General features: G+C 40.5%; 21 protein-coding genes. 13 read left to right on the top strand and 8 right to left on the bottom strand.

What is annotated here, in order from left to right:
- Positions 1 to 345: 345 nt before the first annotated feature.
- From LG329_RS06355 to ehuB, 4 genes are all read left to right on the top strand, one after another.
- On the top strand, positions 346 to 1695 hold the full coding sequence (locus LG329_RS06355; RefSeq protein WP_404454825.1) for an aspartate aminotransferase family protein: 1350 nt from the start codon (positions 346 to 348) through the stop codon (positions 1693 to 1695).
- Positions 1696 to 1761: 66 nt separating this feature from the next.
- Positions 1762 to 3171 carry an APC family permease gene (locus LG329_RS06350; protein ID WP_404454823.1) on the top strand — a complete coding sequence of 470 codons (1410 nt, stop codon included), beginning with the start codon at positions 1762 to 1764 and terminating at the stop codon, positions 3169 to 3171.
- 496 nt (positions 3172 to 3667) lie between these two features.
- A complete protein-coding gene (locus LG329_RS06345; protein ID WP_404454820.1) occupies positions 3668 to 4861 on the top strand; it encodes a M24 family metallopeptidase in 1194 nt (397 codons plus the stop codon).
- Between the two features lie 98 nt (positions 4862 to 4959).
- Positions 4960 to 5856, top strand: coding sequence for an ectoine/hydroxyectoine ABC transporter substrate-binding protein EhuB (gene ehuB / locus LG329_RS06340; protein WP_404454817.1), 897 nt, complete (start codon positions 4960 to 4962; stop codon positions 5854 to 5856).
- A gap of 175 nt (positions 5857 to 6031) precedes the next feature.
- On the opposite strand, the gene LG329_RS06335 is transcribed toward ehuB, so the two are convergent.
- Positions 6032 to 7015 (bottom strand): 2-hydroxyacid dehydrogenase, encoded by a 984-nt coding sequence (locus tag LG329_RS06335; RefSeq protein WP_404454814.1) that lies wholly within the window; start codon positions 7013 to 7015, stop codon positions 6032 to 6034.
- Positions 7016 to 7259: 244 nt separating this feature from the next.
- Between LG329_RS06335 and LG329_RS06330 the strand changes: the two genes are divergently transcribed.
- The 9 genes from LG329_RS06330 (at position 7260) to LG329_RS06290 (ending at position 17332) form a co-directional block, all read left to right on the top strand.
- Positions 7260 to 7943 carry a GntR family transcriptional regulator gene (locus LG329_RS06330; protein WP_404454812.1) on the top strand — a complete coding sequence of 228 codons (684 nt, stop codon included), beginning with the start codon at positions 7260 to 7262 and terminating at the stop codon, positions 7941 to 7943.
- 4 nt (positions 7944 to 7947) lie between these two features.
- On the top strand, positions 7948 to 9300 hold the full coding sequence (gabT, locus tag LG329_RS06325) for a 4-aminobutyrate--2-oxoglutarate transaminase (protein ID WP_404454809.1): 1353 nt from the start codon (positions 7948 to 7950) through the stop codon (positions 9298 to 9300).
- A gap of 65 nt (positions 9301 to 9365) precedes the next feature.
- Entirely contained in the window at positions 9366 to 10811 is a 1446-nt protein-coding gene (locus LG329_RS06320) for an NAD-dependent succinate-semialdehyde dehydrogenase (protein WP_404454807.1), read from the top strand.
- A 612-nt stretch (positions 10812 to 11423) separates the two neighbouring features.
- Complete coding sequence (locus LG329_RS06315; RefSeq protein ID WP_404456440.1) at positions 11424 to 11798, top strand: Rid family detoxifying hydrolase; 375 nt, start codon at positions 11424 to 11426, stop codon at positions 11796 to 11798.
- Positions 11799 to 11850: 52 nt separating this feature from the next.
- Positions 11851 to 13065: a M20 family metallopeptidase gene (locus LG329_RS06310; RefSeq protein WP_404454804.1), complete on the top strand. Its 1215-nt coding sequence runs from the start codon at positions 11851 to 11853 to the stop codon at positions 13063 to 13065.
- A gap of 21 nt (positions 13066 to 13086) precedes the next feature.
- Complete coding sequence (eutB, locus tag LG329_RS06305; protein WP_404454801.1) at positions 13087 to 14076, top strand: hydroxyectoine utilization dehydratase EutB; 990 nt, start codon at positions 13087 to 13089, stop codon at positions 14074 to 14076.
- 33 nt (positions 14077 to 14109) lie between these two features.
- Complete coding sequence (gene dat, locus LG329_RS06300; protein ID WP_404454798.1) at positions 14110 to 14940, top strand: D-amino-acid transaminase; 831 nt, start codon at positions 14110 to 14112, stop codon at positions 14938 to 14940.
- A gap of 124 nt (positions 14941 to 15064) precedes the next feature.
- On the top strand, positions 15065 to 16201 hold the full coding sequence (gene alr, locus LG329_RS06295; protein ID WP_404454795.1) for an alanine racemase: 1137 nt from the start codon (positions 15065 to 15067) through the stop codon (positions 16199 to 16201).
- Positions 16202 to 16249: 48 nt separating this feature from the next.
- Complete coding sequence (locus LG329_RS06290; RefSeq protein ID WP_404454793.1) at positions 16250 to 17332, top strand: tartrate dehydrogenase; 1083 nt, start codon at positions 16250 to 16252, stop codon at positions 17330 to 17332.
- A 105-nt stretch (positions 17333 to 17437) separates the two neighbouring features.
- Here the strand turns inward: LG329_RS06290 and LG329_RS06285 are convergent, their stop codons facing one another.
- Genes LG329_RS06285 through LG329_RS06255 form a run of 7 tightly spaced genes read right to left on the bottom strand, consistent with a single transcriptional unit; the run spans position 17438 to position 24109 of the window.
- Positions 17438 to 18730, bottom strand: coding sequence for a hypothetical protein (locus LG329_RS06285; RefSeq protein WP_404454790.1), 1293 nt, complete (start codon positions 18728 to 18730; stop codon positions 17438 to 17440).
- Positions 18730 to 19422 carry a response regulator gene (locus LG329_RS06280; protein WP_404454787.1) on the bottom strand — a complete coding sequence of 231 codons (693 nt, stop codon included), beginning with the start codon at positions 19420 to 19422 and terminating at the stop codon, positions 18730 to 18732. The genes LG329_RS06285 and LG329_RS06280 overlap by 1 nt, the downstream gene beginning before the upstream one ends.
- 22 nt (positions 19423 to 19444) lie before the next feature.
- Positions 19445 to 20197, bottom strand: a complete 753-nt coding sequence (locus LG329_RS06275; RefSeq protein ID WP_404454784.1) for a sensor histidine kinase — start codon at positions 20195 to 20197, stop codon at positions 19445 to 19447.
- A gap of 60 nt (positions 20198 to 20257) precedes the next feature.
- Complete coding sequence (locus LG329_RS06270; protein WP_404454781.1) at positions 20258 to 21247, bottom strand: ABC transporter ATP-binding protein; 990 nt, start codon at positions 21245 to 21247, stop codon at positions 20258 to 20260.
- Positions 21244 to 22251 (bottom strand): ABC transporter ATP-binding protein, encoded by a 1008-nt coding sequence (locus tag LG329_RS06265; RefSeq protein WP_404454779.1) that lies wholly within the window; start codon positions 22249 to 22251, stop codon positions 21244 to 21246. Before LG329_RS06265 ends, LG329_RS06270 begins: the two co-directional genes overlap by 4 nt.
- Positions 22252 to 22267: 16 nt before the next feature.
- Positions 22268 to 23188, bottom strand: a complete 921-nt coding sequence (locus LG329_RS06260; protein WP_404454777.1) for an ABC transporter permease — start codon at positions 23186 to 23188, stop codon at positions 22268 to 22270.
- A 15-nt stretch (positions 23189 to 23203) separates the two neighbouring features.
- Positions 23204 to 24109 (bottom strand): ABC transporter permease, encoded by a 906-nt coding sequence (locus LG329_RS06255; protein ID WP_404454774.1) that lies wholly within the window; start codon positions 24107 to 24109, stop codon positions 23204 to 23206.
- Positions 24110 to 24274: the final 165 nt, after the last annotated feature.

Here is a 24274-nt window from a genome sequence, read left to right as displayed (position 1 = left end):
ATAGTGGGAATTCATGCTCTAATCAATAAAATGATTACTATCATTCCATTATTGGACACGCCCCCCAGTGAAGGAAAAACACGGAGACTCCTGCGGGAAAGCGAAGTGATGAGACCCCACAGTGAGCGTTCTTTGCGATCGAGGAGGCTCAGCGCAAGCCCTAAGGTACGCGTAGTGATTTTTCCGTAGCGGTCGCAAGGCACTGAACATGACTTTTGGTTACGTCGCAGTTTATATCTATTCTTTCAAAGCAACAATCTTTACGAAAACAGCCTTAATGTAAGGAATGTGATGAAGAACTTGATTCTTCATCATTCCGTTAGTAAAAACAAGGAGGTATTCAAAATGGAAAACTTGATCGAACTGGATAAAAAACATTTTATTCACCCTACATCTTCCATCCAACAGCAACAAGCAAATGGAGCGAAGGTGATCATCGAGAAAGGAGAGGGGATATATTTAACGGACAGAAATGGAAGCGTATTCATTGATGCGATGTCTTCGCTTTGGAATGTCAACATTGGACATGGAAGAGAGGAATTAGCTGATGCAGCTGCAGAGCAAATGAAAAAGTTAGCTTTCAGTTCCGCATTTTCAACGTTTAGCCATGAGCCTGCTATTAAGTTAGCTGAAAAAATTGCATCCATTACTCCTGTTGGCTTAAATGCTGTCTTTTTCACCTCTGGTGGATCGGAATCAAACGACTCTGCAATTAAACTAGTACGCCACTACTGGAAAATACAAGATCAACCGAATCGTAGAAAAATTGTTGCTTTAAAGCGAGGGTATCATGGGGTTGCAGCTGCCTCTACCAGCGTAACGGGAATTCCTGAATTTTGGGAAATGGCTGGCCACATGATGACTGATTTTACCCATGCAGACTCGCTTTATGGAAAAGATACTGAAAAGGCAATAACCTCACTACGACACACAATTGAAGTGGAAGGACCAGAAACAATTGCAGCATTTTTAGCAGAACCGGTACAAGGTGCTGGTGGTGTACTGATCCCGCCTGCAGACTATTTTAAAGAAATTCGGCAACTGTGTGATGAATACGGTATTTTATTTATCGCTGATGAAGTAATCACTGGGTTTGGTCGAACCGGAAAAATGTTTGGAATGGAAAATTGGGGAGTGATTCCTGACATGATGACGTTTGCCAAGGGGGTCACTAGTGGTTATATTCCGCTTGGTGGTGTAATTGTGTCAGATTATATCCATCATGTATTGAAAGAAAAATCGGCTGGTACACTGTTCCATGGTTTTACATATAGCGGGCATCCAACTGCAGCGGCTGTCGCGTTAAAAAATATTGAAATCATTGAACAAGAGGGGCTTGTTGAGAACTCTCGAAAGATGGGAGGAGAGTTGCTGAAGGGCTTTAAAAAAATGAAGGAGGATCTGGACATTGTTGGGGATGTCCGTACTATCGGTCTACTGGGTGCAGTGGAGCTTGTTCAAGACCCTGATACTAATAAACGATTCTCACCTGATTTGAAAGTTGCATCGAAAGTCATTGAGGCCTTACATGAAAGAGGGGTGATCTGCCGACCTGTAACGTTTGATAGCACAGATATTATTTGTTTTTCACCACCACTCATTATGAACCAAACCCAGGTTAATACGTTGGTAGAAAAATTACATGATGCTGTGTTGTCTGTTCAAAAGCAACTTGTAAATAGTTCCATAATCTAAGTTGTTTAAGAAAACATTTAATCATCCAGACTCAACAAAAATAATAATTTAATTGGGGGGATATAAATGAACAACGACCAAAAGTTATTAAAGATCCTAGGTAATAAGGACGTACTCACACTCGCATTTGGTGCAATGATTGGTTGGGGTTGGGTAGTGACAACCGGTTTATGGATAACAGAGGCAGGATCACTTGGGGCTATTCTTGCTTTTGCAATTGGTGGTACGATGGTTATCTTTGTCGGATTAACCTATGCAGAATTAGCTTCGGCTTTACCGCTAGCCGGCGGTGAACATGTCTATAGCTACAAGGCAATGGGAAGGCTTGCCTCCTTTATAACTACCTGGGCCATTATTCTTGGCTATATATCTGTAGTAGCTTTTGAGGCTGTTGCCCTTCCAACTGTTTTTGAATACTTATTTTCAGGCTATAGTCAAGGCCATTTATATACGATAGCGGGCTGGGATGTCACGGCGACGTGGGCAGGTGTTGGTATTCTGGGATCTCTACTTATTACTTGGATTAATTATCGCGGGATAAAGTTTTCTACCTCCATTATGTTTATTCTTACACTATTGATTATTATTGCAGGTTTAATACTGATCACAGGTAGCTCGGTCGGTGGAAATGCACAAAATATGACCCCGTTATTTGAAAAAGGGATTGCTGGATTATTAACGGTAATCATTATGACACCATTTATGTTTGTAGGGTTTGATGTCATACCGCAGGCTGCTGAAGAGATTAATCTGCCGCAAAGAAGAATTGGGCAATTATTAATTTTCTCTGTACTACTTGCGGTTGTTTGGTATATAGCCATTATTTTTGGTGTTTCACGAATATTGAGTCCGACTGAGATTAGCCAATCAAATCTTGTTACTGCTGATGCGATGGCAAAAGCTTTTGGTAATAGTCAACTGATGGGTAATATTCTGGTTCTTGGTGGTATTGGAGGAATATTGACAAGTTGGATTGGTTTTTATGTAGGTGGAAGTCGCGCAATTTATGCACTTGCCAATGCGGGTATGCTTCCTAAAGGCTTAGGGGAACTACATCCGAAATATAAAACACCGCATAAAGCTATTTTGTTAATCGGTTTGTTTTCTACAGCTGCTCCGTTATTAGGTCGACCTGCGCTTGTTTGGTTAGTTGATGCTGGTGGGTTAGGACTCGTTGTAGCTTGGTTTATGGTGGCGATATCGTTTATTATTTTGCGTAAAAAAGCTCCAGACATGAAACGTCCATTTAAACTTCCAGGTGGTACGACAATTGGTTGGATTGCAGCTTTTATGGCGTTTGGGATATCCCTTCTTTACATGCCAGGAATGCCTTCAGCACTGGTTTGGCCTTATGAGTGGGCGATAGTAGGGTTCTGGGTTATCTTAGGTGCAATTCTTTATAAACTGTCGATGGCTAAGTATGGCAAGAAATACGCGGATGAGCATATGAAGAAAGAAATTGATCGTGTTGCTTAAATAGGTTCAGAGGTTTCTAAAACGAAACAACTACCCTTATTGAAGGGGGTTGTTTCGTTTTTTTATTGGGGACTGATAAACCCAAATCCAACACACGACTGCACTATTTCAGATTCCGTTATTTGCTGTGATTTAATGCCGTTAGAAGTGATTCTGCCACCTGCTGCTTTATGAAAAAATAAAAAATTTAAAATAGTTAAAATAATTATTGACATTTAAAAAAGTACTGCACTATAATATAAATAACACAGTGTCGACAATCGACAGAAAATTAAATTGTTCCGATTGCAGACATGTATGCATTTTATATAATAGGTCAATGGACATAGTGATGGGTAGTGTGATTTTTCTATCCAGCCATTGGATACTATCAATGTCATACAATGAGCTTTTCAAGCCTACTCTCAAATTACCCCACTGAAAAGCTAGTTATTTCGCAGTCATATGTAACCGCTTACAGGTGTATAGTTAGTTAAATTAAGTACGAGGGGAAGAGATGTTTGTGTTAACATTTCCTATTTTAGAGTTTCATGAGAGATTAACGAAAACAAAACAGCGGATGGCAGATTCAGGAATCGATGTTTTGTTAGTTACAGATCCAGCGAATATGAATTATTTGACTGGATACGATGCATGGTCCTTTTATGTTCATCAATTACTTGTCGTTATGATTGATGAAGAACAACCAATTTGGATAGGTCGTGGACAGGATGCTAGTGCTGCAAGGCATACCACTTGGTTGGATGAAAATCATATAAAACCTTATGCAGATAATTATGTTCAATCAATGGTTAGGCATCCAATGGACTTTGTATGTGATGTGTTAAACGAAAAAAAACGTGGTAAGCAAACGATTGCCGTTGAACTTGACGCTTATTATTTTACCGCCAAGTGTTATATGCGGTTATCCCAGGGACTGCCAAATGCCACGTTTAAGGATGGTACAAATTTGGTCAACTGGGTTCGTATTATAAAATCTGATCAAGAAATTGCGTATATCAAACAGGCTTCTAAAATTGCCGAAAAGGCTATGCAAGTAGCTTTTGATACTTTAGATGTAGGAGTTAGAGAGTGTGATGTTGTTGCAGGGATTGCACACGCGCAGATAAGTGGTACAGAGGATTTTGGTGGGGATTATCCAGCAATTGTTCCGTTGTTGCCAACTGGTGAAAAAACATCAGCATGTCATTTGACCTGGACGGAAGAAAGGTTCAAGCAGGGGGACCCGGTCATTATAGAATTGGCTGGTTGCTATAAGCGTTATCATTCACCACTGGCACGAACTGCTGTTATTGGAATGCCGACTGAGCAGATGCAGCATATATCTGATGTTGTTATAGAAGGAATTAATACTACCTTAGATGCTATAAAACCAGGCGTTACGTGTGAAGAACTGGAGTTGGTTTGGCGCAAGGTTATTGATAAACATGGCATTAAGAAAGAATCTCGTATGGGATACTCGATGGGACTTAACTACCCGCCAGATTGGGGAGAGCATACGGCAAGCCTTAGGCCGGGAGACCGCACAATACTCCAACCTAACATGACTTTTCATATGATTCCTGGCATTTGGATGGATAATTTGGGTATCGAAATTAGTGAATCATTTCGGGTGACCGAAAAGGGTTGCGAGGTACTTGCCGACTTCCCACGTGAACTATTGGTTAAACCTAACATTCGGTTGGCCTAGGCTTTATAGTTTGTCCGGATTTAGGAGATATATAGAAAAACATCTTAGACATGACCTAGAGCACACTTTTTTCAAAATAAGAGGGGGGTCATTAGGAAATGAAGAAATTATTACTAGCTTCCGTATTATGTTTTTCTTTCATTCTATTAGCAGCATGTGGTTCCGAGGAATCTAGTGGTTCAGATGGAGAAGGAGAAGGTAGTGAGAATTTATTAACAACTTTGAAAGAGAAAGGTACAGTCACAGTTGGATTTGCGAATGAAAAACCATACGCATACCAAGAAGACGGTGAATTAAAAGGCGCTGCAGTTGATATCGCTGAGGCGGTCTTCAAAGAGCTTGGAATTGATACAGTTGAAGGTAAATTGGCAGACTTTAGTCAGCTAATTCCGGGTCTGAATGCAGGGAAATTTGATGTTATTACAGCTGGGATGGCAATAAACCCTGACCGTTGTGAAAATGTCGACTTTGGTGCACCAGAGATGATGTATGGGGAAGGATTAGTCGTTCAAGCTGGAAACCCATTAGATCTTCACAGTTATAAAGATATTGCAGAGAATCCAGACGCAACTGTATCCATCATGCAGGGAGCTACAGAGAATGAGTATGTTAAATCTGAAGGTGTAAGTCAAGATCAAATTCAAAGCGCACCAGATATCCCAGCAACATTCTCAGCAGTATCATCTGGACGTGCGTCTGCAACAACTGGTACAGAAATGTCACTCAAAATGGCTTTAGAAACATCTGAGTCAGATAATTTAGAGTTCGTTACCGACTTTGAGCAACCTGATATTAAAGGTATTCCAAGTTACGGTGCTGCAGCATTTCATAAAGATAGTGACACACTACGTGAAGCATATAATGAAAAGCTAGCTGAACTAAAAGAAGACGGAACAGTAAAGAAACTTTTAGAAGCAAACGGCTTTAGTGCTGAAAATAATTCAGTACCGGCAGATATCACTACAGAAGGTGTATGCAGCGGTGAACAATACTAAACTTGAACCAACCATTTAACTTTCTGTAAGTAGAGTAAAATAAATCAGCAAAGACTCCATAGGGTCCAGAATGAAAGGCTGGAGAGTTTTTTGAAGCGGTTTAGGGGATAAGTGTTGTTGCTGGGTGCCTTTTTGCTAGGCACCTGCACACATGCGGAGGGTAATAGTCCTCCGCCTATTTTTCTGTCCAAACAGTTGGATTAATTAAATTTGGTGGTCTTTTCCCATTCAATCCCGCTTCCAGATTTTCAGCTGCCAATTCAGACATCTTGAGCTCCGTCTCATGTGTAGAGGACCCAATATGCGGGGTTGTAACAACATTTTTCATCCCTAATAGTGGGTTATCTGAATCAACGGGCTCTTTTTCAAAAACATCCAGCCCTGCAGCAGCAAGTTCACTACTCTTAAGGGCGTCGATTAAATCCTGTTCCACAATCGTTTTTCCTCGTGATCCGTTAATAAATATAGCTGAGTTTTTCATTAACTGAAATTCGCGTTTCCCTATGAGCCCTGTAGTTTCCGGTGTTAATGGTGTTATGAGACAAATGAAATCAGATGTACGCAATAATTCATCGAGTCCGAAATACGTCGCATCGAATTTTTTCTCAACATCCGGTTTTCTCGTACGGCTGTGATACAAAATGTCCATGTCGAATCCAAAATGTGCGCGCTGCGCGATAGCCTGACCGATTCTTCCCATACCAATAATGCCTAACGTTTTATGGTGAACATCGACACCAAAGTGCTCCGGCTCAATCGCTTCTGTAATCCAATCGCCATTTTTTACAAATTGATCCAGTTCGGGAATACGTCTAGCTGCAGCAATCAGTAAACTAAAAACCGTATCTGCTACTGTATCTGTAAGCACATCAGGCGTGTTGGTTGCCAAAATGTTACGCTTACTTAATTGTTCTATATCCAAGTTATTGTATCCGACAGAAACATTGCTCACAATTTTTAAATGAGGAGCTCTTTTAAGTAGATCGTGGTCAACTACTAATTCTAATCCAATAATACCTTCCGTTTCGCTTAGGTGATCCAAAAAGTCGGAATCATTTTTGGTATCGATATTTTTAAAAAATCGGGTATCGTACTTTTTTTGCAATGCTTCCAGGACAGGTTTCTCTACGCGGTTATATGCGATAACTTTTTTCTTCATTATATATTCCCCCGTTTCAGGTTAAAATTAGCAATCAACTAACCTAAAAATAGCTACATTTTAATGGGAAGTCAATATAAAAAAATAAAAATTTGAAATAATGAAAACAATAATTGACAATTGAAATAGTCTGAATTATTATGAAAGTAATAGTAATGTCGACAATCGACATAAAACAATTCATATATTACTGTTGTTGCTCTTTGCACAATGGAAGCCATTATCTAGAAAGGGGGTTTTACTCATGGATGATGATAATTTTATCCTGCAAAAATCATTAAGTGAGCAAATTGCAGATGAGCTGAAGAGGAGAATTTGGAATAAAGAGATTCAGTTTGGTGAGCGATTACTTGAAACCGATCTTGCGGAAAGATTTGACGTCAGTCGAAGCACAATTAGAGAAGTGTTGAAAATTCTTGAGATTGAAGAGTTGGTTGTAATTAAAGCGCGAAAGGGTACGTACGTTGCTGATTTTACCCAACAAGACCTGGACGAAATTATTGAGTTACGAACTTTGATTGAGGTCAACGCTTTTAAGCATGCAATACCTCGATTAGAGAAGAAACATTTTCAGGATCTGGAAGAAATTACGGAACAAATGAAAGAAAAAGTAGATGAGGAAAACTGGAATGGACTATTTGATCTCGATATGCAGTTTCACAGCTATGTTGTTAATTTAAGTGGAAACTCACGCATTATAAAGATTTACGATTCGCTACAAGTACAAATCAGAACGCTTCTCATGCATCTTGATCAATATTATTCCAGTCATCAATCATTTTATGATGAACATAAAGAATTGCTAAATGCTTTACGATCAAAAGACGTGCAAACAGTTAACACACGAGTCAAAAACCATATTGAGTACGTAGAGGAAAAATTGCTTGGTGTTGATCAAAAAAATAATTTGGAGGTCGAGGAGGTTTAACAAAATGAACAAACAGTTTGCTAACGTTCAAACAGAATTACCTGGCCCAAAGGCGAAGGAATTGCTTGATCGAAGACTAGATATTGTGCCACAGGGTATTGGTTATGGCATTCCTACATTTGTTGAATCAGCAAAAGGAGCATTGCTTCAAGATGTTGATGGTAATCATTTTATCGATTTTGCTGGCGCAATTGGCACAATCAATGTAGGGCACAGTCATGATACTGTGGTCAAGGCGTTACATGATCAAATTGACCGCTATATCCATACAGGGTTCAACGTTATGATGTACGATCCGTATATCGAACTTGCCGAAAAAATTGCGGAACTTGCACCAGGCTATTCGAAAAAGAAAGTGATGTTTTTAAATAGTGGTGCAGAAGCTGTAGAAAACGCAGTTAAAATTGCCCGTAAATATACGAATCGTCAGGCAATCGTTTCATTTACCGGTGGTTTTCACGGGCGTACCCTGATGGGGATGTCGCTAACAGGGAAAGTGCGACCATATAAATATGAATATGGACCATTTGCTCCTGAAGTTTACCGGGCACCGTTCCCTTATGATTATCGTCGACCTGAATCGATGAGCACGGAAGCATACACAAAGCACATGTTGAAACAAGTGGAAGACTTTTTCATTAGTGAGGTTGACCCTAGCTTAGTAGCTGCTTTCATTATGGAGCCAGTCCAGGGAGAAAGTGGATTTATCATTCCGGATAAAGCGTTTGTGCAAGGTGTCTATGAATTGTGTAAACAACACGGTATCTTGTTCATTGCAGACGAAATCCAAACAGGCTTTGGACGTACTGGTAAATATTTTGCAATGGAACATTATGGTGTCGAGCCAGACCTTATTACCATTTCCAAATCGATGGCTGCGGGGTTGCCAATTAGTGGTGTGATTGGACGGGAAGAAATCATGGACAAAGCGCGTCCAGGTGAATTAGGTGGTACGTATTGCGGAAGTCCACTAGGATGCCGTGCAGGGCTTGCGGTGTTGGAAGTTATGGAAAAAGAAAACCTTAACGAGCGCGCTGTAACGATTGGTCAGCGGGTCATGGAAAGATTTAAAGAAATGTATGATCGTTTTGACGTGATTGGTGACTTTAGGGGCCTTGGCGCAATGTGTGCTATGGAATTTGTAAAAGATCGGGGCAGTAAAGCGCCTGATAAAGCGTTAAGTGATCAGATTTTGAAAGAAGCGCAGCGACGGGGTGTTATTGCACTTAAATCCGGCGTTTATGATAACGTGATCCGTTTGCTAATGCCACTCGTGATTACAGATGAGCAATTGGAAGAAGGTTTGAACATCCTCGAAGAAGCGGTGGAGGCCGTTCTTGTTGGAGCTGAAAATTAAATAGAATACTAGATTGTTGTAGCTGATTGTTGAATAGAATTCAGATGGATTGGAGTGTACAAATAATGAATGAAGTAAAAATGAAAAACTATTTAATGAATATAAATGGTGAGTGGGTTGGCGAAGGACTTGGCACAATAGATGTCGTAAACCCAGCTAATGGTCAGACTGTCGGTACTGTACCAAATGGTGGTGAAGAAGAAGCTACACTGGCGATTGATGCTGCACATGAGGCTTTTCAAACGTGGTCACAAAAGACGGCATATGAGCGCGCTGGTTATTTAAAACGACTTCACCAGCTTATTTTGGATAATCAGGAAGAGTTGGCACAAATAATGACATTAGAAATGGGTAAGCCAATCAATGAATCAAGAGGTGAAGTGAAATACGCAGCTTCCTTTATTGAGTGGTTTGCAGAAGAAGGCAAGCGTGTTTACGGAGAAACAATTCCTTCACACATTTCAAGTAAGCGCTTACAAGTTTGGAAGAAGCCAGTTGGAGTTGTGGCGGCAATTACGCCGTGGAATTTTCCGGCAGCGATGTTGACACGGAAGATGGGTCCCGCATTGGCAGCTGGCTGTACGGTCGTGATGAAGCCTTCAGGTGAAAGCCCGTTATCAGCGGTCAAATTGATGGAGTTGTGCGAAGAAGCAGGATTTCCGAAAGGTGTCGTTAACTTAGTGACAGGATCATCATCTAAAATTGCCAAAGCGATTATGGATAATGCCAAGGTTCGTAAAATTACGTTTACCGGGTCCACTGAAGTTGGAAAAATCTTAATCAGACAAAGTGCTGATCAAGTGAAACGATTGTCGTTGGAACTCGGTGGGCATGCTCCGTTGATTGTTTTAGACGATGCTGATGTTGAAGTGGCAGTAAAGGGTGTCATGGCATCTAAATTTAGAAATGCTGGTCAAACTTGTATCTGTGCCAACCGCATTTACGTTCAAGCTGGTATTTACGACGCATTTGTGGAGAAATTTTCCGAGGCAGTTGAAGAATTGAGCGTTGGGAATGGTGTTGATGAATCGGTGGATATTGGTCCATTAATTAATCAGGCAGGCTTGGACAAAGTGAAAAATCACGTGCAGGATGCAATAACAAAAGGAGCTTCAGTTGTAACGGGAGGTGAAGCTATTACAAAGGACGGCGGGGTTTTCTTTGCCCCAACTGTTATCAAAGATGTGGATCAATCGATGGTTGTGATGCAGGAAGAAACGTTTGGCCCGGTGGCACCTATCCAAAAAATTGCTTCAGACGAGGAAGCGGTTAAGCTAGCGAATGATACACCATACGGATTGGCTGCATATGTATTTTCAGGAAATGTTGCGAGAGGCACCCGTGTTATTGAACAACTGAATTTCGGGATTGTCGGTTGGAATGATGGTGCTCCATCAGCTGCACAAGTACCTTTCGGTGGAATGAAAGAAAGTGGAATCGGTCGAGAGGGAGGACACGAAGGATTAGACGCCTTTGTGGAATCACAGTACGTTTCGATTGGAATGGAATAATGCTCTTCAACTGGACATAAACCCTTCAATCAATATGTTATAAGCAAAGTGGTTGGGTTTTAAGGAATTTACAATCGGCGGATATCTTTGTAGATTGGCGGAAATAAAGACGAATCGGCCGATAAAGGCTGTATTCCCAAAGATTGTTGCTTTTTAAGAGAATAGATATATATTGCGACGTAACTGCTGGTTGATTTCCACTGCGGACCGTTGCTTTCCGCGGGCACGGCTTCAGCCTCCTTGCCCCGGCAAGGGGTATGCCGACGTTGTCCGCAAAGGACGGTTTTAGTCGGCCCTCATCATCTTCCACCGCTGCGGGGTCTTCAGACTCGTGCTGTTCCCGCAGGAGTCAACTGTCCGCAGCGAAAATCAACTGCCATAACAGTGAAAGGGGCTATATATTACTGCTTCCAGACACCATGTTAGCGGAGGAAAAACACGGAGACTCCTGCGGGAAAGCGTAGTGATCTTTCCGTAGCGGTCGCCGGGCATTGAACATGACTTTTGGTTACGTCGTAGTCATATCAACTATGAAGATGAAAAGCAACAATGCTTATAAATGGAGCCTTTCTAAAATGGTAATTAAAGAAGGGATTGGTCTTTTTGAAACAGATGATACAAACACTGAATGCTCCAAAGCCATGCGGACCGTATTCGCAAGGAGTCAAAGCTGGAAATTTTATCTTCGTATCGGGTCAGGACGGTGTTCAACCAAATGGAGAATCAGCCGGTGAGTCGATTTCTGAACAAACTGCCGCAAGCTTGGAAAATATTAAAAATGTATTAGCGGAAAAAGGCGCTAAGCTCTCGGATATCGTCTATGCTACATGTCATTTATCGGAACTAAATCAGGGGACCGTCCAAGAATTTAACAGCGTTTATGAATCTTATTTTAAAGATGTTGAAGTAAAGCCTGCACGAATTACGGTGGGCAGTCAATTGTTAGGGGTTAAAGTAGAGATTAGTGCTATAGCTGCCGTAAATTGATCAAGATAGGGAGGGGGTTATCCTTCCCTTTTTCCAAAAAGGGGGCGCTGATGTGGTTACGAAAAGTAAAGCAATGCTCAAGCGGGCAGAAGATATGGCTGCACAGTTGGTTCAGTGGCGACGCAGGCTCCACATGTATCCGGAATTAAGTTTTCAAGAAGTGGAAACGTCACGGTTTGTCGCACAAGTTTTAGAACGGATTCCAGGTATGCACGTTGAAGTAGGTGTAGGGTATCCAACAGCGGTAGTTGGCACGCTTTCAGCTGGCTCCGGACCTACAATTGCCATTCGAGCGGATATGGATGCGTTGCCTATTAATGAGGGAAATGATTATGAATTCAGCTCACAACACGCAGGTGTAATGCATGCCTGTGGTCATGATGCACATACTACGATTGGCTTAGGCGTTGCTAGTTTACTAGGTGAAAGTTTTCAAAATGGCGAGATTCAGGGTACGGTTAAGTTCCTGTTTCAGCCTGCAGAAGAACGAGCAGATGAGCATGGTTCAACTGGAGCACCATACATGATTCGAGCAGGAGCGTTAGATGGCGTCGAATGTGTCATTGCTTTACATATGAGCCCGGAAAACAAGCTTGGTGAGGTACAGGTTCATGATGGATACAGCATGGCCAACGTGGACGTTTTCGAAGCAAGTATCTATGCAACAGGCGGACATGGGGCATATCCTCACCTGGGAACAGATCCGGTATGGATGCTTGGCCCGGTGTTGCAGGCATTACATGGAATTGTGGCGCGTCGGGTATCCCCACTTGATTCAGCAGTGATTAGTATTGGTAGTATTCAAAGTGGATCTGCCAGTAATGTTATCCCATCTGAAGTGAAACTAAAGGGAACCATTCGGAGCTACCATCCTGATGTTCAAACGTTGTTACACACTGAACTGCGTAAGGCATTTTCATTGGTTAAAGCTTTAGATGGTGATTATACATGTACGATAACGCCTGAAGATCCTTCACTGAAAAATGATGCAGCAGTAAATCAGTTAATTAAGCGCTCTATTCAGGACCTTTTTCCCCATTTCAACGTAATCAATACTCCATTTGGTTTGGGTGGAGAAGATTTCGCTCATATGACCCAGGCGGTTCCAGGCGCAATGTTCTTTCTTGGTTGTGCAATTTCAGATGGCAAAATTAGAGATCTTCATACACCGCATTTTGATATAGACGAAAACGTTTTGCCTGTTGGTGTATCTATTTTAGCCGAAACAACTAGGCGTTTTTTGACAGGACCTGAATTAGCTGAATAAAAAGTAATAGGGGGGAATAGAATGGCAAAAAAGCCTGTTGTCCTGCGTGATGTTTGGGAGGCCCGAAAGCGGATTTCTCCGGTCGTTAAAAAATCTCCTTTAATATATTCCCCTGCGTTGTCCGAATTTGCAGGGACATCCATTCACTTAAAGCTGGAAAATCTTAATGTGAGTGGGTCATTTAAAATTAGGGGAGCAACAAATAAGATTTTAAGTTTGACAGCTGATGAACGGAAACACGGTGTGACAACGTTCTCTACAGGTAATTTTGGGATGAGTGTTGCTTATATTGCTAAAAAATTAGGAATCAAGGCCACCATTTGCATTTCAAATCGAGTGCCAAAAGCGAAAGTAGAGACGCTGCAGCGTTCAGGTGCACAGATAGAAGTTTATGGTGAGTCACAGGATGATGCTGAACAGCGTAGCTATCAATTGGAAAAAGAACAAGGTTTAACGGTTATCCATCCGTTTGACGACCCTTATATCATCGCTGGTCAAGGTACAATTGGGTTAGAGTTATTGGAAGATTTACCTGAGATAGATACCGTTATTGGAGGATTATCTGGTGGTGGTCTACATTCTGGGCTTGGGGTTGCGTTGAAATCAACTGATCCTGAGATTCAGGTACTTGGAATTTCGACTGCTCGTGGTGCAACGATGTATGAGAGTATTCAAGCAGGAAAACCGGTCATCGTAAAAGAACAAGACACCCTGGCTGATAGTTTGCTAGGCGGTATCGGCATCCACAATAACTATACCTTTAATATGGTCCAGCAATATGTCGATGAAATTGTTTTACTAAATGAGGACGCGATTGCTGAAGGGATGGCTTTTATGCTGGATAAACACCGGATGGTAATCGAAGGGGCGGCAGCATCTGGTATCGGTGCGGTATTAAATAATAAAATTCGATTAGGTTCTCATAACGTAATTGTCATCAGTGGCTGCAGTGTCGATACTTCCGTCATATTAGATATAGCGGAACAATTTAAGTCGAAAATCCAAAAGTAGGTGGATTTTCAACAATTGTGGGAGGTTTTTACGTTGAATAAAATGTTATATAATAACCGAATTATGGAACGGGAAAACTTAATCAATATTGAAGACCGTGGCTACCAGTTTGGTGACGGGATTTATGAAGTGATCGGCGTTTATGACGGTAAACCACTCATGTTGGATGAACATTTAGAACGTCTGGAAAGAAGTGCTGGAGAGGTAAAGCTATCATTGCCTGGTACAATTGTTGACTTGAAAAGTAAATTAGAGGAATTAGTAGCGGCAAATGGATTGCAAGAAGGTATTATTTACATGCAGGTGTCCAGGGGGTCTGCCGCTAGATGGCACGAGTTTCCAGCCTCTGATGTTTCTCCAGTAACTGTCGCGTATACGAGAGCTGAGGAACGGATGAGTGAGATTGAAGACCAAGGTGCAACAGCCGTGCTTACAGAAGATATTCGCTGGTTACGGTGTGACATAAAAACCCTTAACTTACTTCCAAATGTATTGGCAAAGCAAAAAGCAGTTGAAAATAATGCAATTGAAGCTATTCTTCACCGGGGCGATCTAGTTACGGAAGCAAGTGCTTCAAATGTATTCATTGTTAAAGATGGTGAACTGTTCACACATCCGGCGAACAACTTTATTCTAAATGGCATTACGAGAAAAAAAGTACTGCAATTATGTGATGGCTTAGGTGTAAAGGTAAATGAAAAAACATACACCGTCAAAGACATGCTGGAGGCAGATGAAGTATTTATCACCGCAACGAAATTAGATGTCGTACCCATTCTAAAAATTGACGATCGTACAATTGGAACAGGTGAACCTGGAAAAATGACAAGGCAGGTTTTACAAGCGTTCCGTACGTTATATTAAGTCTGGAATTTGATGTTGAATGGCGTCTCGGATCGACTTTTCACCTCCTCCCGTTCAACTCTACGGGAGTAAAGGATGTAAGGAACTAGACTAGATTCATTGGAATTGGGAGGAGGGATGTCGCTTGAATTATTCAGTAACCTTGAAATCACATAGCCCAACAATAGCGGAAATAGACCTTACCGCGTTTAAAGAAAATATACAAATACTTAAAAAAGGCATTAAAAAAAATTGCATGCTATTAGCGGTAGTGAAAACAAATGCCTATGGGCACGGCACTGTTCCGATTGGACGTGAAGCGGTACATGCTGGAGCTGACCGACTCGGTGTTTCATCCGTAGAAGAGGGTGCATTACTCCGTGAAAGTGGAATCGATATACCTATCCACATTTTAAGTTCGGTCACGTCCGATCAGGCAGCGGATGTTGTACATTATGGGCTCACAGCTTCAGTAAGTTCACAGCAATTAGCGAAAGCTATCAGTGAAGCTGCAACCAATCAAGGGAAAATAGCTACAGTCCATTTGAAAATTGATACTGGCCTCCACAGGTTTGGGGTTGAGCCAGATAGAGTGATAGACTTTTGCAAGTCATGTTATCACCTACAGGGCTTAGAGTGGGAGGGAGTCTACACGCACTTCTCAAGTGCTGACGAAGAGGACTGGATGACGACCAAAAAACAATTCACCCTGTTTATGGAGACTGTACTAAAATTGAATGAACAAGGATTTACTTTTCCGATTCGCCATGTGGGTGGCTCAATGATTGCTATGGAAAGACCTGATATGCATCTTGATATGGTGCGACCTGGAATTGCCTTATTTGGGTATCACCCTGCACCCAGACTACATAATAGAGTTTCTTTAAAGCCAGTAATGAAGTTGAAATCTAAACTTATTCATATCCGAGAGTTGCCTCCAAATACTCCAATTGGGTATGGTGGGGACTATGTAACAACTTCCAATGAAAAAATAGCTATTGTGCCAATTGGACATGGTGGCGGTTATCAAAGAGTCTTGTCAAACAAGGGTGAAATGCTTGTCAAAGGGCATAGAGCTAGAATTGTTGGTACCATATCCCTGGACCAAACGTTTATCGACGTCACGAACATACCGGACGTGGTTGAAGGTGATGAAGTAGTATTGATTGGCAATCAAGGGGAAGAAGCAATTTCCGCTAGGGAAGTAGCCGGCCGGATGGAAAGCATTGTAGATGAAGTGCTGTCAGGTTTAACAGAACGAATTCGGCGGGAATATTTGTAATCCATAGATGGTAATAAAATTGAAACTTAGACTACTTAGGAGGTTACGATGAATAATTTTAATATAGCACTTATACCAGGCGATGGAATTGGTCCTGAAGTGGTGGCAGAGGGTGTTAAAGTTCTAAAAGCGATTGAAAAGATGGATTCCAACATTTCTTTTTCTTTTACCGAGTTCCCTTGGAGCTGCGAATATTATCTGCAACACGGCAAAATGATAGACGATGATGGCATGGAAAAACTTGCGCAATTTGACGCTATTTATTTGGGTGCGGTCGGTTATCCAGGTGTACCGGATCACATCTCATTAAGGGATCTGCTTTTAAGGATTAGAAAAGAATTTGATCAGTATGTAAATCTGCGTCCAATTACGCTTTTAAGTCCGTCTTTAACACCATTAAAATCCAAGACTGAGAAAGACATAGACTTCCTGGTCATTCGCGAAAATAGTGAAGGTGAGTATTCTGGGGCGGGCGACTGGTTATTTAAGGGGAAACCTGAAGAAGTGGTTTTACAAACAGGTGTATTCTCCCGAAAAGGTACAGAACGGATCATCCGTTATGCGTATGAAGAAGCACGCAAGACGAACAGAACGCTGACGAGTGTAAGCAAAGGTAACGCACTAAATTATTCAATGGTTTTTTGGGACGAGGTTTTTGAAGAGGTTGGAAAAGAGTATCCTGATGTAAAGACTTACTCCTACCTTGTCGATGCAGCCAGCTTATATTTTGTTTCTAATCCAGAAAGATTTGAGGTTGTCGTTACATCTAATCTTTTTGGTGATATTTTGACCGATATCGGGGCTGCTATTACTGGTGGAATGGGTCTTGCAACAGGCGCAAACGTTAATCCGGAAAAAAACTTTCCTTCCATGTTTGAGCCTGTTCATGGATCCGCTCCAGACATATCTGGTAAAGGGATTGCGAATCCAATTGCGGCAATATTGTCTGTCAGTCAAATGATGAATTTTTTTGGCGAAGAAAAGTGGGCAAAAGCTATCCTTTCTACTGTTAAAGAAATGCTAAAAGAAACGGAACAGCTAACGCCAGACTTGGGCGGGAAAGCTTCCACGGATGAACTTGGTGACCGATTTGTTGAATTGCTTATGGGTAAGGCTGTTTCGAATAAGTAGTATTGTGATCGCTCACTTCTAACAGATACAAAGAGCGGTTTATATTAGAAAAAGAGCTACTAAAACCAGTGTATATTGTTCAATATGCATTGGTGGCAGCAGCTCTTATTTTTCTGAGGGGCTAATAAAATACATAAAGGTTGATAATAACCCACTTGTGATAAAACTAATCCAAATTGCCAACAATGATTCCCCTGTTACGATTAAAATGGTTCCAGCACCAACTCCAACCAAAACACTATACGCAAAGAAAGCACTTAATCTTTTATTTCCAAAAATAATCCATAGCATCGGAACAATTAAGGCACCGTAAAATTGGCCAAAGAAGAAAATTAATTCTAATAAATTTGGTGTAAAAACAGTACTAATTATAAACAAAACCAAAGAAATTAAGCCTGCAATTAAATAAGATAATTTATATTTTTGACGTTCTGAATAGTTTTTGTCTATGCTTATGATATTTTTTACAATCAGGACAGTGGTAGCATGTAGTTCCGCACCAACTGTTGTAGATAATATACTGAAACAAAATAAAAAGAATAAGATTACCAAAATGATTGGGTCAATTTTATATATAAACTCGAATAACAAAGTAAATGTATTATCGAAACTTTTGTTAAAGATTGATATAAGGAGCATTGAAAAAAGGGCAAGTGGAATTGTCCCCCATATTAACCCAGTTAACCAAAAAGACGCTCGAACTTTCGTAGGTTGAATGATATGAATTCGCTGCCAAGTTGCACGATCAGTTATAACTTGTCCAAACCCAATTAAAATTGCTGTTAGAATGAATAGAAAGGCGTCATGGTTTTTCCAGTACAAAAGATAGGGATGATACAGTCGTATGCCATCATAAACTGGATAAATCCCTTCTTGAATAAAGAAATACACTGGTATAAAAATAATAGCTGCAAAAATAAGAGAGATTTTGATTGGTTCTATTTTATGTAAGGTGTACATACCTCCAATCCCTGCGTAAATAAAGCAATAAACGAAAAATATAAATAAACCAATGAAAGCAGGTATATCTAATAGTAGATGAAATAATAGACCAGCACCCATAGCCTGGATAAATAGGGAATCAAAACTTGTAAGTAGCAATAGACCCATCATAATTGTATAAGATTGACCTGAAAGTCGGTCTTGTAATACATCCCCAATTGTTTCATGTTTGTTGAAGCGCTGTTTTATTTTTACAGCGACAAAACTAAATAGAATAAAAGCAAAGATACCCATTAAAGAATACCCTAAACCACCAACTATTCCGTATTTGAATAATGTTTCCGGGGTGGATAGAATAGTATTGGCAGTTATCCAACGTGCCAGTAACGTTAATACTCCAAATGAGGCACCTAGTGATAAACCTCCAGTAATATACCATTTATAAGATTTTCCCATCAAACTTGTACATCCTTTGAGCGGAATTCACGAGGAGTCAATCCGGTTTGTCTTTTAAATAAAGAACTAAAATAATGTTGACTATTAAATCCACATGTCTCTGATACTTGTGAAATATTCATTTTAGGAGATTCTTTAAGCATCCGTTTGGCCATCTCAATTCGATAGTTATTTAAATAACTTGCGAAGTTTGTGTTTAACTCTTCATTAAACTTTCGACTTAAATAAGCATTGTTAACATGGATATCATCAGCAATTTCCCCAAGCGTTAGGCGTTCATCGAAACGAGTGTGAATGGTTTCTAGTGTTTGGTTTACCATATCTGATAAGTTGGCCTGCTGGAGGTATGGTTGGATAGCCTCAATCAATTCACTTTCAATCAAAGGCTTTGTAATATAATCTTCAACCCCCATTCGCAATGCTTGGTGGGCATAGTCGAATGATTGAAATGCAGTGACCATGATAACTTTTATCTGGTAGTCATTCTTAAATTGCTTAGCAAGCTCCAAACCTGATTTTCCTGGTAATTGAATGTCAACAAAAGCAAGCTGAATTGCTACTTCCTCGACAATATCGAGTGCTCGAGATGCATCTTTTGCTTTATAAACAGAGTTAAAATTAAAATAAGGTTTCAGGAGGTATTCAAGTTGCTCAAGTTCTAATTGCTCATCATCAACTAAAAGAATATTCACGAGTAAATCCCTCCTTATATATCTACCGTTCTTGTATTGGCCATTCCATTCGAACTAACGTAAATGTAGCTTGTTCAATGAGATGCACGTCTGCCTTTTTATCAGGGTAAAGTAAGGACAGTCTTTCTTTTACATTTTCTAGACCTATGCCTTCCTGCTTTGGCTCAGAATTCGACTCACTTCGACCAACTTCACCTTTATTATTCCAAACTTCCAGAATCACCTCTTCATCATTGGAATGAATGCTTATAACTAATTCAGCGCTCCCTTGGTATCTTTCAAATCCATGCTTAAAACAATTCTCAACGAAGGTTTGAATAACATAAGTAGGGATCATTTTATCGCGCATTTCAGACTCAACATGCTGTTCCACCTGCAAGCGATCCCCAAATCGCAGTTTTTGTATGTCTAAGTAATAGTTGGTGTATTGCAGCTCTTGATCAATAGTCGATAGTGATTGGTCACTGGTGAATTTGTGTTTAAAAAACTTGGATAAAATTTCAATTGAGCTAATTAAATCTTTTTTACGGTCGAGTCGAGCTAGGCTCATGATGACATTTAATGTGTTAAAAAAGAAATGGGGTTGAATTTGCTGACTGAGCACATCAAACCTTGTTCGTTGTAATTCTTGTTCAAGTGCAAGCCGATTCGCCTGACTTTTTAGAGAGTCTATTCTTTTTTCAAATATGAATAAAAATAAAAGTGTAAAAGCTCCGATTAATGGAGCTAATACACATATCATAATATATATAGAAAGAGTTTCTAGGTTGATCATACCATCAGACTCCATCCTCTAAGGTGTTCATTAGTTACATTATACATGAAACAGATTAGTTTAAGATATAAAATTTTCAGCATAATGACAAGCGACTACGTGATCCTTATCAAATGATTTCAATTCTGGATCAACCTCGCTACAATATTCCGTCGCAAATGGACAACGCGTATGAAAGCGACATCCAGAAGGAGGATTAATCGGCGAGGGTACGTCCCCTTTGATTTCAATAACATTCCTCTCCACATCTAAATCAGGAACAGGGATTGCTGATAATAGAGCTTTTGTGTAAGGATGAATGGGTTTATCAAATAATGAATGCTTATCGGCTATTTCGACCACTTTGCCAAGGTACATAACCATGATGCGGTCTGAAATATGTCGAACCACACTTAAGTCATGCGAGACAAATACATATGTCATGTTAAATTGTTTCTGGAGTTTTTTAAGTAAGTTTAATACTTGAGCTTGAATGGACACATCAAGAGCGGAAACCGCCTCATCGCAAACAATCATTTTGGGATTAACCGATAGGGCTCTAGCAATACCTATACGTTGGCGTTGTCCACCACTAAATTCATGGGGTAAACGCTCCAATGAATCAGGAGGCAGTCCGACTAATGACATCAGTTCAAGCATCCGACCTTCACGTTCAGAATTTTTTAGTACGTTTTGTATTTCCATTGCCTCGTTCAACATTTGACGAATCGTTCTCCGTGGATTGAGTGATGCAAACGGATCTTGGAAAATAACTTGAATATCGCCACGAACATCCTTTAATTCCTTACGTGATAACTTTGCTAGATCTCGTCCTTCAAAATGAATTTCTCCATCTGTTGGGTTTTCCAGTCTAAGGATTGCCCGACCGGTTGTAGACTTTCCACAACCAGATTCTCCAACAATACTTAATGTTGTACCTTCCTCAACTTCAAAAGATATATCATCCACTGCTTTGACATATTGTTTTGCCTTAAAGGGTGACTCTTTTTTAACCGAAAAATATTGTTTTAGATGTTTTACTTCAAGTAAAGGTTTTGTAGTGACCGTCATGAGATACTCACTCCTTTTTTAAATTCTTTCTCATCTTGATGTAGTAAGCAGCGAACCTGGTATGATTCGTCCGTACTGACTTTGAGATTAGGATGTGTCTGGTGACAAGACTCCTCGACTATCGGACAACGATCTGCAAACTTACATCCCTGGTGTTCTTTGAATGGACTAGGGATGTTCCCCTCCATGGCCAACAGCTCTTCCTGATCTTCATAAAGTTTCGGTAATGACCGGAGAAGCCCTTTCGTGTAAGGATGCTTAGGGTGGCGGAATAGCTCTTCGGTTGTGGAGTATTCCACAATTTCTCCAGCATACATTACGGCTACTTTGTCACATGTTTCTGCTACAACACCAAGGTCGTGTGTAATGAAGACTACTCCCATATTGAGTTTTTTTTGTAAGTCTTTCATCAACTTTATTATTTGTGATTGAATCGTTACATCGAGTGCTGTAGTTGGTTCGTCAGCGATTAATACCTCAGGGTTGCAAGCTAGGGCCATTGCAATCATAACGCGTTGACGCATACCGCCGCTTAATTGAAACGGCTCTTGTTTTGCACGTTGTTCTGGCGATGGTATTCCAACTAGTTCAAGCATTTCAATACTTTTTTTAAATGCCTGTTTTCGGCTCAATCCCTGATGTTCACGAATGGTTTCAGCGATTTGTTCTCCTACTGAAATGACGGGGTTTAGGGATGTCATCGGTTCTTGGAAAATCATTGATATTTGGTTACCACGTATAGTCCGCATTTGTTTTTCAGATTTACCAATCAACTCCTCGTTATTTAAACGAATCGAACCATCAACAATTTTCCCAGGGTCTGGAATAAGTTGAAGTATTGATAAGGATGTCATACTTTTTCCGCAACCGGATTCACCAACAATACCAAGCGTTTCTCCTTTATGAAGGACTAAATCAATGCCGTCAACAACTTTACCAACGCCTTTCTTTGTCTGGAAATAAGTTTTTAGTTGATCAATTTCAAGAACCTTTTCTTGTGTCATTGTGAAATCACTCCCTTTAATTTAAGTCAATTCGACGGTTGAAAAATCGGTACATAATATCAACAAACAAGTTAACAATTACAAATACTAGAGAAGCAACGAGTATTCCACCCTGAACCATTGGTATATCGCGCATTCGGATTGAATCTACTATTAGTCGTCCAAGTCCGTTTATAGCAAACACGGATTCTATTAAAACAGTACCACCAAGTAGAGCCCCAAATTGAAGTCCAACAACCGTGATTACCGGGATTAGTGCATTTCTTAATGCATGTTTGTAAATGACTAGATACCCTCGTATCCCTTTGGCCCGTGCAGTTCGAATATAATCTTGCCTTACAACCTCTAACATGCTTGAACGGGTCATGCGTGCAACAATGGCAGCTCCACTCGCGCCAAGTGTAAAGGCTGGTAGCACCATGTGACGAATACTTTCCCATCCAGCAACTGGAAACCACTGTAACTCAACTGAAAAAATGTACATGAGAATCAAACCTAACCAAAAACTAGGGAAGGAAATCCCAAGTAGCGCTACAACCATAACGCTCATATCTGATGCTGAGTACGGACGTACTGCTGAAATTATTCCCGCTGTCATTCCGAGAATGATGGTTATTAAGGTACTATAAAACGCAAGCTCAATTGATATTGGCAGTCGCGTCATGATTTCATCAATAACAGGCTGATGACTTTTCGCGGAAATTCCAAGGTCTCCTTGAAATAGTCCGGTTATATAATCGAAGTACTGTACATGGAGAGGGCGGTCTAAACCGAGATCGTGCCTGAGAGCCTCAACCGTTTCCTGTGAAGCACCCTTTCCTGCAAGAACTTGAGCTGAATCGCCTGGAACCATTTGCATGATTAAAAAGATAACTAGGGTAATACCGATAACAACGGGAATCGTTTGAAGTAGTCGTTTGGTTATAAAAGCAAGCATAAGTTTTCCTCCTTTTTATGATTTCATTCTTGGATCGAGTGCATCCCGTAAACCGTCCCCAAATAGGTTACAACCCATTACTAATAATGCAATTGTTAAACCTGGGAAGATGGCCATGTATGGGGCGCTGAAAATATAATCACGTCCATTTGAAAGCATTGCACCCCATTCGGGTGAAGGTGGCTGTGCCCCTAGTCCAAGAAATGATAGACCGGCTGCTGATAGAATTGCTGTTGCTAGGCGTAACGTTCCTTGCACAATTAAAGGAGACAAAATATTAGGTAGTATATGTTTGAAAATAATTATGCCATCATGGGCCCCAAGGGAGCGAATGGCATCAACATATTCTAGTTTTCGTACTTCCATTGTTGAACCACGTGCTATTCGTGCAAATAATGGTACGGAAAACACACCAACAGCTACTGTTACATTGAATAGGCTTGGCCCTAAAGCACTAATAATTGCCAGTGCCAACAAAATTCCTGGAAATGCAAGCATAATATCAAGTAACCGGCTAAGAATTGAGTCAATTATTCCGCCATAGTAGCCTGCTGCCATTCCCATAATAATTCCGAAAACAGCCCCGAAAACCACAGCCGCAAGTCCGACTGACATGGATAGACGTGATCCATACAGAATGCGACTTAAAATATCTCTTCCTTTATCATCAGTACCCATCCAATGTTCAAACGATGGTGGCTGAAGTTTATTCGGTAAGTCAATCGCCAACGGATCGTAAGGTGCAAGCACTGGAGCAAATAGTGCGATTACTATATAAAATAGAACAATTAATCCTCCTGCTAATGCAGCCTTATTTCGAACTAACTTTTCGGTGAATTCTTTTACTCTTTCTATGCGTTGTTGTTTTCGAATCTCATTAAACGATATCGATTCTTGTTGCGGTTTTAATTGTGCTTCCATAATAGGACCCCCTTTTTGAATTCAGTGTTACTTTGTAAATTAAGAATAGAGGATTTTAGATGAAAGTAAATCCTATTATTCTAAATTGTCAAAATACCTTAAACAATTGTAAAAATACTGCAAAAAAAATAAGCTATTATCTCTTATAATGCTAATAAGTGTTGC

The sequence above is a fragment of the Virgibacillus necropolis genome (genome assembly GCF_044793635.1).
GTDB classification, from domain to species: domain Bacteria; phylum Bacillota; class Bacilli; order Bacillales; family Amphibacillaceae; genus Virgibacillus_F; species Virgibacillus_F necropolis_A.
Note: the sequence above shows the minus strand (reverse complement) of the source record. Positions and strands in the feature narration are given on the sequence as shown.

Coding starts and splice junctions, on each gene's coding strand:
- ehuB (WP_404454817.1), top strand. CDS start 4,960: ATGAAGAAATTATTACTAGCTTCCGTATTATGTTTTTCTTTCATTCTA.
- LG329_RS06320 (WP_404454807.1), top strand. CDS start 9,366: ATGAATGAAGTAAAAATGAAAAACTATTTAATGAATATAAATGGTGAG.
- LG329_RS06275 (WP_404454784.1), bottom strand. CDS start 20,197: ATGATCAACCTAGAAACTCTTTCTATATATATTATGATATGTGTATTA.
- LG329_RS06335 (WP_404454814.1), bottom strand. CDS start 7,015: ATGAAGAAAAAAGTTATCGCATATAACCGCGTAGAGAAACCTGTCCTG.
- LG329_RS06350 (WP_404454823.1), top strand. CDS start 1,762: ATGAACAACGACCAAAAGTTATTAAAGATCCTAGGTAATAAGGACGTA.
- LG329_RS06270 (WP_404454781.1), bottom strand. CDS start 21,247: ATGACGGTCACTACAAAACCTTTACTTGAAGTAAAACATCTAAAACAA.
- LG329_RS06315 (WP_404456440.1), top strand. CDS start 11,424: ATGATACAAACACTGAATGCTCCAAAGCCATGCGGACCGTATTCGCAA.
- LG329_RS06345 (WP_404454820.1), top strand. CDS start 3,668: ATGTTTGTGTTAACATTTCCTATTTTAGAGTTTCATGAGAGATTAACG.
- LG329_RS06265 (WP_404454779.1), bottom strand. CDS start 22,251: ATGACACAAGAAAAGGTTCTTGAAATTGATCAACTAAAAACTTATTTC.
- eutB (WP_404454801.1), top strand. CDS start 13,087: ATGGCAAAAAAGCCTGTTGTCCTGCGTGATGTTTGGGAGGCCCGAAAG.
- LG329_RS06355 (WP_404454825.1), top strand. CDS start 346: ATGGAAAACTTGATCGAACTGGATAAAAAACATTTTATTCACCCTACA.
- LG329_RS06290 (WP_404454793.1), top strand. CDS start 16,250: ATGAATAATTTTAATATAGCACTTATACCAGGCGATGGAATTGGTCCT.
- LG329_RS06285 (WP_404454790.1), bottom strand. CDS start 18,730: ATGGGAAAATCTTATAAATGGTATATTACTGGAGGTTTATCACTAGGT.
- LG329_RS06260 (WP_404454777.1), bottom strand. CDS start 23,188: ATGCTTGCTTTTATAACCAAACGACTACTTCAAACGATTCCCGTTGTT.
- LG329_RS06330 (WP_404454812.1), top strand. CDS start 7,260: ATGGATGATGATAATTTTATCCTGCAAAAATCATTAAGTGAGCAAATT.
- LG329_RS06255 (WP_404454774.1), bottom strand. CDS start 24,109: ATGGAAGCACAATTAAAACCGCAACAAGAATCGATATCGTTTAATGAG.
- gabT (WP_404454809.1), top strand. CDS start 7,948: ATGAACAAACAGTTTGCTAACGTTCAAACAGAATTACCTGGCCCAAAG.